The sequence below is a fragment of the Enterococcus cecorum genome, from assembly GCF_052119425.1.
Lineage (GTDB): Bacteria > Bacillota > Bacilli > Lactobacillales > Enterococcaceae > Enterococcus_E > Enterococcus_E cecorum_C.
Genome location: NZ_JBQKFH010000061.1, coordinates 1 through 9524, shown reverse-complemented (window position 1 = coordinate 9524; position 9524 = coordinate 1). Strand labels below are relative to the sequence as shown.

Genomic DNA, 9524 nt, shown 5'->3' with positions numbered 1-9524 from the left:
TAAGCATCGATTGAAGAAAGAAAATAAAAAAAGAGAGAAAGCATTCATAAAATAACTTTCTCTCCAATTGACTTAATTGCCAACAACACTACTTGACAAAGAGCCAAAAAACCAGCCTAGCCACTTTGCTAGACTGGTGAGATTATTTATTTTGCATAGTCCACAGCACGAGTTTCGCGGATAACCGTAACTTTGATATGACCTGGATAATCCAATTCATCTTCAATTTTCTTACGGATGTCACGAACTAGGCGAACTGCGTCTAAATCTGATATTTCTTCTGGTTTAACCATTACGCGGACTTCACGACCTGCTTGTACAGCAAAACTAGATTCCACTCCTTCAAAACTATTGGAGATGTTTTCTAGATTTTCCAAACGGCGAATGTAGTTTTCTAATGATTCACTACGAGCACCTGGACGGGCAGCAGATAAAGCATCGGCTGCAGCTACTAAAACAGAGATGATAGAAGTTGCTTCGGTATCACCGTGGTGAGAAGCAATGGCATTAACGACCACTTTATTTTCTCGATATTTCGCTGCTAATTCGGCACCAATTTCCACGTGTGAGCCTTCAATTTCATGATCGAGCGCTTTACCGATATCATGTAAAAGACCGGCACGTTTGGCTAATTGGATATCTTCACCTAATTCAGCAGCTAAGACGCCTGCTAATTTAGCGACTTCAACTGAGTGATTTAACACATTTTGTCCATAACTTGTTCTAAAATGTAGACGACCTAAAATCTTGATTAAATCAGGATGTAGGGTATGTGCACCCACCTCAAAGGCAGCTTGTTCTCCATATTCGCGAACTCTTTCATCCATTTCTTTGCGTGATTTTTCGACCATTTCTTCAATACGCGCTGGATGAATACGGCCATCTTGAATCAGTTTTTCAAGTGTCATGCGAGCAATTTCGCGACGAATCGGATCAAATCCGGATAACACCACTGCTTCAGGTGTATCATCAATAATTAAATCAATCCCGGTTAATGTTTCAAGGGTACGAATATTACGTCCTTCACGACCAATGATGCGACCTTTCATCTCATCATTTGGCAGATTGACCACAGAAACTGTCAATTCTGAAACTTGGTCAGCGGCACAACGTTGGATAGCCAATGAAAGTAAGTTTTTCGCCTTACGATCCGCTTCTTCTTTGGCGCGCTGTTCAGATTCTTTCACCATCATTGTTAACTCATGGCTTAATTCTTCTTCTGTTTGTTTCATGATGACTTGTGCGGCATCTTCTTTAGTTAATTCAGCAATGCGCTGTAATTCTGTTTGTTGTTGTTCAATTAACTTTTCAACTTCTTTTTCTCGCTCATCGATAACGTGTTGTTTTGCTGCAAGTTTTGTTTCCTTGCCTTCTAAAGTGTGCTCACGTTTTTCTAATGAGTCATCTTTGCGATCTAAAAGCTTTTCTCTTTGAAGCAAACGATTTTCTTGTGATTTTAATTCTTGTCTGCTTTCTTTGAGTTCGCTTTCAATCTGACTGCGATACTTTTGATTTTCTTCTTTGGCTTCTAATAGAGCTTCTTTTTTCAGAGTTTCAGCTTCTTTATTCGCCGCGTTGATAATCCCAACAGCCGAATTTTGCGCATCAGCAATCTCTTTGGTATGACGAGTATTCGCAACAAAAATTCCAATCCCTAAACCGACAACCAACCCCACGATGATAGCGAGGAGAATGTAAAGTACCATTGAATCACCTCCATACTATCGTTTTTTTAATGTAGTTTTAAATCTTGTTCAGAATAAATGAATCTACTTAGGTGCATAATAATATACACAGTTTTATTCTAATGTTTCCAACTTAGTGTGTCAACTTAAAAATCGCTATTCTAAAAACTTGTGCTTTGTTACACAAAAAGACCTCAAGCACCAAAAAATCGAGGCTCTTGAGGTCTTTAAAAATCCATTATTCTAAATCTAATGTTTCTTGTTCGGCTTCTTCTGTCGCTTCAATGGTCGTACCATCACCAATACCATAGGCATCACGAACTTTAGCTAAAAGCTCGCTAACCATTTCTGGGTGATCTTTCATATAGTTTTTGACATTTTCGCGACCTTGTCCAATTCGCTCACCATTGTACGAATACCAAGCACCACTCTTATCAACTAAATCAACATCGACCGCCATATCTAGTAATTCCCCTTCTTGAGAAATTCCTTCACCATACATGATGTCAATTTCAGCGACTTTAAATGGTGGCGCCACTTTATTTTTCACGACTTTAATCTTGGTACGGTTACCGACAATATCGCTACCTTGTTTTAATTGTTCAGAACGACGCACTTCTAAACGGACGGTCGCATAGAACTTCAAGGCACGTCCACCAGGTGTGGTTTCTGGATTACCAAACATCACACCGACTTTTTCACGGATTTGGTTGATAAAAATCGCAATAGTCTTCGTCTTGTTAATCGTACCGGATAACTTACGTAGGGCTTGAGACATTAAACGGGCTTGTAACCCAACGTGTGTATCCCCCATTTCGCCATCGATTTCGGCACGTGGCACTAAAGCGGCAACTGAGTCAATGACAATAATATCGACCGCGCCACTAGAAACAAGGGCATCGGCAATCTCTAGACCTTGTTCACCGGTATCTGGCTGTGATAAAAGTAATTCGTCAATATTCACGCCTAGCTTTTTGGCATAGGCTGGATCTAAAGCGTGTTCGGCATCGATAAAGGCTGCAGTTCCGCCTTGTTTTTGAACTTCGGCAATCGCATGTAAAGCAACCGTCGTCTTACCAGAACTTTCTGGGCCATATACTTCAATAATCCGCCCTCTTGGATAACCCCCTACTCCTAAAGCGACATCTAATGCTAGCGAGCCACTTGGTACGGTGGAGATTTGTTGGTCAGCTTTTTCACCAAGCTTCATGATAGAGCCTTTACCAAAGTTTTTTTCTATTTTTTTCAATGCAGCATCTAAGGCTGTTTTACGATCATCGGCCATAATTCTTCCCCTTTCATGAATCCTTCTACGCGATTCAAACTCATTTTTATCATAAACGTTTCTAGGTAAAAATGCAAGCAAAAACGAACAAGCATTCGATTTTATTTCAAACTCTATGCTTCAGCTAAAAGCGCACGGTAAACGAGATTTAGCCCAAACATGACAGCGGCTTGGCGGATTTCATTGCGGCCATGGGGGAACTGTTTGCAATAGGTCTGTACCCCATTTGGTGTCGCCAAAGCCATCCAGACCGTTCCGACTGCTTGGCCTTCTAATGGATCCGGTCCTGCCACGCCACTAAAAGCAATGGCATAATCCGTTTGCGCTTTTTTCTGCATATTTTTAGCCATTAAGGTGACACAAGCTTCACTCACCGTCCCGACTTCTCGTAAATAATCGGCATCAATATCTAATAAAGCCGCCTTCATCTCAAGCGAATACGTGACCACGCCGCCTTTAAAGACCTGTGATACCCCCGGATATTGTCCTAAAGTGGAAGCAAATAGTCCAGCTGTCAAACTCTCAGCCACACTGATTGTCCGTTTTTTTTCTTTTAATTGGGCAATCATCGCCTCGGCTAAAGAAAAATCATCGCCATAACCATAAAAGTAAGCACCGGCCAAAGCTTGAATTTTCTCCTCTAATTCATCAAGCAACCTATCCGCTTGATCTTGGCTAGGTGCATTGGCTGTTAGGCGCAACGTCACTTCATTGGTTTTGGCATAAGGAGCGATCGTTGGGTTAGTCTGATGGTCAATGAAATCAGCTAAAAGCGTGACTAACTGCGATTCGCCAATCCCATAAAAACGCAACACCCGAGAATAGAGCTTCGTATCTTGCGGATTGATTTCACGCAAAAGTGGCACAACATTTTGACGAAACATCGCCTTTAACTCGCGCGGTGGCCCAGGCAATAATAAATAGTGAGTATAATCGTTATCTTCATAATAAATACCGACCGCTAGCCCATTTGGATTGGCAATACCCCGACCATCCTTAAAAGTGAGGGCTTGTAATAAATTATTTTCGGTCATTTCGCGCTTGGTCTTGGCAAAATAATCCATCAAACGTGCATGCCCTGCTGGATCATAGACTAATTCTTGATTGACAAATTTGGCTACAGTTTGCTTGGTTAAATCATCTTGCGTAGGCCCCAAACCACCACAAAGCACGATTAAATCACTCCGACTTTTGGCGCGCTCAAGACAGGCCGTCAATCGCTTTTCATTATCCCCGACTGCGACATGATAATAAACATTAATCCCCAAATTGGCTAATTGCTCTGAAAGATAGGCCGCATTAGAATTCACGATTTGCCCCATCAAAATCTCTGTTCCGACTGCAATGATTTCTGCATTCATGCATTTTCACCTCTACTTATTAAATACGAAAAAAAGGCCAGAAAACTTCTGAACCTTTTTTAAATTACATTGAACCTTTAAATACATCCTTGTTTTTGATAAAGTAATCTGCTCCTGAATAAATGGTAAACACTAGACATGCATATAATAAGATTAAGTCTACCGGAATATTCAAAGCCGCAAAAGGAATATTATTCAATAACAAGAAAATAATCGCAAACATCTGCGTTGCGGTCTTAATCTTGCCTGGCCACGCTGCTGCCATGACCTCGCCGTGTTCGACTAGCAAGAGACGTAAACCAGTCACTGCTAATTCACGACACACGATAATCGCCACGACCCAAGCTGGTGCCTTGCCTAACTCGACTAATAAAATGAAGGCTGTCATCACCAACATCTTATCGGCTAGTGGATCGGCAAATTTTCCAAAGTTGGTCACTAAGCCACGCGCTCTGGCAATCTGACCGTCCAACCAGTCTGTAAAACTCGCCACCGCAAAAATAATGGCTGCTAATAAATGCGTGATTAATAATGTTTGTCCCATGACTTCGATACTGCCTAAATGAATAGGCGCAGCTAACATAATGATGAATAACGGAATCATAAAAATACGTAAAACCGTTAACTTATTAGGTAAATTCAACACTTACACCGTCTTTCTAAATCCTTATTGGCATCACTTTAATTGATAATTACATTTCCAAATTATACATGAAATGCGTGAATTTTTCCATTTTATTTACAAAAATACGTTTATTGTGCTTGTGTCGTTGTTTGATTGGCTTGGGTGCCTTGATTTTGATAGCTGATGATAAAGTCTAGATTCTTTTTCGTTACCTTATAAGCAGGGTTCTTGAAATCTAGCTTTTGACTGTTGACTTGAATCTCGACATTGTCACTTGCCCCTAACACAATCGTCCCTTGTGTCACTTGATCAGGCAGTGTGTAGGTTTGTTCGACACCGGCTTGCAAAGTATATTGATATAAATAGCTACCATTAACCATCACCCCTACCCAACAAGGACCATTGACGCCTTTAAATTGGAAGGTAATCGGTGCTTTGGCTTGATTGATAGCCACTTGCGCTTGGACTGCCGAAAGTTGGGTCACAGACATTTCTAGCTTATTCTTCTCTTCTTTGGTCGTGCTAGTCGTGCTACTTTCTTTAGTACTTTCACTTGTGCTACTACTTGAAGAAGTATGACTAGTAGAAGATTTGCTACTTGCTTGCTTTTCCACACTGCTTGGCGCTTCAATCATCGACGTACTCTTATAATCTTGTAAAGTCGTATAACCGACAATAATCAAGATAACCAAAGCGATACTACCTAATACAATAATCGGAATATAGTCTTTTTGTTTGCCACGACGGCTCATTTGGGTGTGCACCTGTGTTCGGGTACTTTGAACTTCTGCCACTTGTTCACGCTTTGGCAATTCTGGCAACAATTGATCCTCATCGCCATCAAAAGCCGCCACTAATTTCTCGCCATTAATCCCCACCGCTTGAGCATATTGACGGATAAAGGTCCGCACATAATAATCCCCTGGCAAGCGGTCAAAGGCACCTTGCTCCAAAGCCTCCAAATAGCGCTTTTGAATCTTGGTCATTTGTTGCAATTCATCTAATGATATCTTTTTATTTAAACGGGCTTCTCTCAATGTTGCACCAATGATTGTTTCGTTACCCACGTACTATCTACCCCAGTCTGTTAAAAATTCTTAGCTCTCTTAGAATATCACAAATCGCGGCATTTTCCTGTAATTTTCCATCAAAAATTTAAACTATTTTCAAAAAATTTAACATTTCGCTTACTGTGTGCCATCGATGTACCAAAAAAAGTGACCTCTTTGCAATGAAAGACGCCACTTATATAGCTTATTCTGGAATTAAATCGAAGCGACTAAAACCGGCTTCACATATAAATTGATCCGCTGCTTGATAGATATCCTCTAATGTAATGCCTTTAATGATGTCTGGCATATCAAACAAGGTCAACTCGCCAAATAAATCTTGGGTAAATTGGTTGGCAATATGCTCTAAAGAATTCAACGATTGGAAGTATTTGCCAAGTGTTTTCTTCTTCAAGAGTGCGAGATTTTCCTCGTTAACACTTGGATCTGTGCGATAATTTAGGACGATTCGCTTCACTTCTTGCTCGAAAGCATCTAATTTGTCCGTATCTGATGAAAAAAGCGCACAGTGAAACTCGCGGTCTAAGTTAAACTCAAAGCCAAACGTATCATCAATAATCCCCTCATTATACAGGCGCAAGAAATTCTCAGAAGTGTTGCCTAAAAGCATTTGGAGTAATAGATGGAGCGCACTTCTAAAAATCATTCTTTCTTTAGGATCTTGTGGCAAGTTTTGTGGCAAGCCTTTGATTCCTAACACCGACTTACTGCGATTCACGGGCATTTTTAGCTGGCTGTAAGAGACGACTTCTTCATAGGTTTGCTCAGGAAAGACGCGGACAATCTCTTGAATCGGCGCAAAAGTCTTCGCATCTTGATTGGCTTTAATCCAGGCAAACGTCTCATCGACATCGATATTGCCCACGACAAACAAGGTCATATTGCTTGGGTGATAAAAGGTTTGGTAGCACAAGTACAAATCATCGGCCGTAATTTCAGCGATACTGTCCACCGTCCCTGCAATATCAATACCCACTGGATGATTTGGATATAAATTGCGCAACATGCCAAAGAACTGGCGCCAATTTACATCATCATCATACATTTGAATCTCTTGACCAATGATGCCTTTTTCCTTTTCAACTGTCTCAGGGGTAAAATAAGGCTCTTGGACAAAATCAAGTAACGTATCTAAGTTTTCCTTGATATGATTGGTTGCCGAAAAAAGATAGCTCGTTCTCGTAAAACTCGTAAAGGCATTGGCGGAAGCACCGAGCTCGCCGAATTTTTGGAACACATCGCCTTGTTCTTTTTCAAACATCTTATGCTCTAAAAAGTGGGCAATCCCATCTGGCACTTGATGCAAGGCTTGATTTTTAAAGCCAAAATGATTATCAATCGAACCATAATTTGTGCTAAATAATCCATACGTCTTATGAAATCCCTCTTTTGGCAATAGATAGACCTTCAAGCCATTATCTAATCGTTCATAGTATAACGTTTCATTGATTTGTTCGTAACGTTTTTTATGCATGCTTTTCACTTCCTTCTAAGAAAAAGACCGCTTGGAGACGCAGTTTTTTCGCGATTTCTTGTACCTCTTCTTTGGTGACTTGCATGACTTTTTCGATATATTCTTCTGGTGTTTTACGTGTATTTGGCAGCCAAGTGTAGAGATACTCCATTTCGGTTAACGCCTGAGCATTATCCAGTGAAAGCAAGAGATGGTTTTGAATCATCGCCTTGGTTTGTAGTAAAGCTTGCTGAGAAAAGTCTCCTCGGGCTAAAGCGGTTAATTGCTCACTAATTAAATGCATGACTTTTTCCCGATTTTGACCATCAATTCCAGTCTGCACGGTCACAAGCCCTCTAAATGAATCGATACTACTTGACGCATAGTAAGCAAGACTTTCTTTTTCACGCACATTCATAAATAATTTCGAATGTGGGAAGCCGCCAAACAAACCATTAAACACCGTTAAGGCATAAACCTCTTCATCTGTGTAGTAAATATCGGTATGATACGCCAAATTCAATTTAGACTGCGTGACATTTTCGCGCAAGACTTGTTCAGAAACGACTGGACGAAAATCTTGGTGGTAAAAAATGTCTGGTTGGACACGTTTGGTTTGACTGAAAGGCCACTTGCTAAATAATTGTACCATCTCTTCTTGGGTGACATCGCCGACTACAATGATATCCACTTGATCTTCTGACATCATTTTTTGATAAGCTTTCATCAAATCGGCATTGCTTGTTTCACGCAAATCTTGAGCCAAACCAAAGCTAGGTACACCTTGATCACTGGAGGAGTCAAAATACAACTCTTGTAATTTCACCCCAGCTAAGGCCTGTTTATCCTCTTGTACACTTTCGATATATTCGATTAAATTCGCTTTTTCTAACTCAAAGGTCGCCTCATCAAACAATCCATCTTTGGTTAATGGCGAAAAAAGCACCTCTTCTAAAAAATCCACCCCATCAGATAGTAAGCGCTCATCTGAAAGATACTTCCCATTAACGAGACTCATCGCTACATTTAATTGATGTAGATTGCCTTTTTTCGTCACATTCATGCCAAAACTAGCCCCATACATTTGCGCTAATTGGGCACTTAAATCCGTTTGGCGTGGATATTTGGCACTGCTCGTTTCTAACACACTAGTAAGCAAAGTACGCTGACTAGCTAGACGTCTTTCATGCGTAGTCGTAAAACGAATAAAAATACGTACAGTCTTGAATTTTTGTGTCGGAATTACACTTAAAGTAACTCCCTCTTGTAACTCAAGCATAGAACCCCTCCTAAATCGGTTTCTTTTAAATAAAACTATTGCAAAATGATATTTGGATTAATTATAACACATTTTTTATAAAACCTCGCCTTTTGTGCCTTAAATCTGAAAAGATCTTGTATTTGCAAGCCTTATCAATTGCAAATTTCACAAGCATTCTTATATAATATTTTTATAAAAAATTATTGAAAGAGGTTTGAAAATGAAAGGTATGTTAAAAGAGTTTAAAGAGTTTATGATGAAAGGCGACGTTTTAGACATGGCCGTGGGTATCGTTATTGGGGGTGCCTTCACTGCTATCGTGAAAAACGTGGTTGACGGTTTAATCACACCTTTAGTAGGTTTAGTCGTATCTTTAATCACTGGTACAAAGGATTTTGAAGGTGCCTTATCAGTGCTTGACTGGACTCCTGTTAAGGGTGTAACTTTCCAATTTAGTTTAGTAATTAGTGCAATTATTACATTTATTATTACTGGTTTTGTGTTATTTACTATTGTGAAAGCTGCCAACAAAGCGAAAAGTGCTCGCAAGAAAGAGAAAGAAGAAGTGGTTGCCGATCCAGCACCAACTGCCGAAGATTACCTTGCTGAAATTCGCGATTTATTAAAAGAACAAGCAAAATAATCCAGATAAAAAAACCTAGCCCAATCATTATGTACCGACCCCCAAAAGTTAGACCATAAAATCTAACAATTGGAGGTCGGTATTTTTATGTCCAAATATTCTTTTGAGTTTAAAAAGCAAGTTGTAAATGCTTATCTTAAT

8 protein-coding genes are annotated in these 9524 nt (G+C 40.0%); 1 reads left to right on the top strand and 7 read right to left on the bottom strand.

The genetic code is table 11. The features are described 5' to 3' along the window. Nucleotides 1-146 precede the first annotated feature (146 nt). From rny to yfmF, 7 genes are all read right to left on the bottom strand, one after another. Nucleotides 147-1706, bottom strand: a complete 1560-nt coding sequence (rny, locus tag ACTQZM_RS11160; RefSeq protein ID WP_248625541.1) for a ribonuclease Y — start codon at nt 1704-1706, stop codon at nt 147-149. Nucleotides 1707-1923: 217 nt separating this feature from the next. Continuing rightward, nucleotides 1924-2970, bottom strand: a complete 1047-nt coding sequence (recA, locus tag ACTQZM_RS11155; protein ID WP_322389102.1) for a recombinase RecA — start codon at nt 2968-2970, stop codon at nt 1924-1926. A gap of 113 nt (nt 2971-3083) precedes the next feature. Continuing rightward, nucleotides 3084-4331 (bottom strand): competence/damage-inducible protein A, encoded by a 1248-nt coding sequence (locus ACTQZM_RS11150; protein WP_441653810.1) that lies wholly within the window; start codon nt 4329-4331, stop codon nt 3084-3086. 64 nt (nt 4332-4395) lie between these two features. Further along, nucleotides 4396-4974, bottom strand: a complete 579-nt coding sequence (pgsA, locus tag ACTQZM_RS11145; protein ID WP_026209940.1) for a CDP-diacylglycerol--glycerol-3-phosphate 3-phosphatidyltransferase — start codon at nt 4972-4974, stop codon at nt 4396-4398. A gap of 110 nt (nt 4975-5084) precedes the next feature. Further along, entirely contained in the window at nt 5085-6023 is a 939-nt protein-coding gene (locus ACTQZM_RS11140; RefSeq protein ID WP_441653809.1) for a helix-turn-helix domain-containing protein, read from the bottom strand. A gap of 187 nt (nt 6024-6210) precedes the next feature. Continuing rightward, complete coding sequence (gene yfmH, locus ACTQZM_RS11135; protein ID WP_441653808.1) at nt 6211-7500, bottom strand: EF-P 5-aminopentanol modification-associated protein YfmH; 1290 nt, start codon at nt 7498-7500, stop codon at nt 6211-6213. After that, nucleotides 7493-8758: an EF-P 5-aminopentanol modification-associated protein YfmF gene (gene yfmF / locus ACTQZM_RS11130; protein WP_441653807.1), complete on the bottom strand. Its 1266-nt coding sequence runs from the start codon at nt 8756-8758 to the stop codon at nt 7493-7495. The genes yfmH and yfmF overlap by 8 nt, the downstream gene beginning before the upstream one ends. Nucleotides 8759-8969: 211 nt before the next feature. Here yfmF and mscL point away from each other — a divergent pair, with 211 nt between their 5' ends. Further along, entirely contained in the window at nt 8970-9383 is a 414-nt protein-coding gene (mscL, locus tag ACTQZM_RS11125; RefSeq protein ID WP_171302455.1) for a large conductance mechanosensitive channel protein MscL, read from the top strand. Nucleotides 9384-9524: the final 141 nt, after the last annotated feature.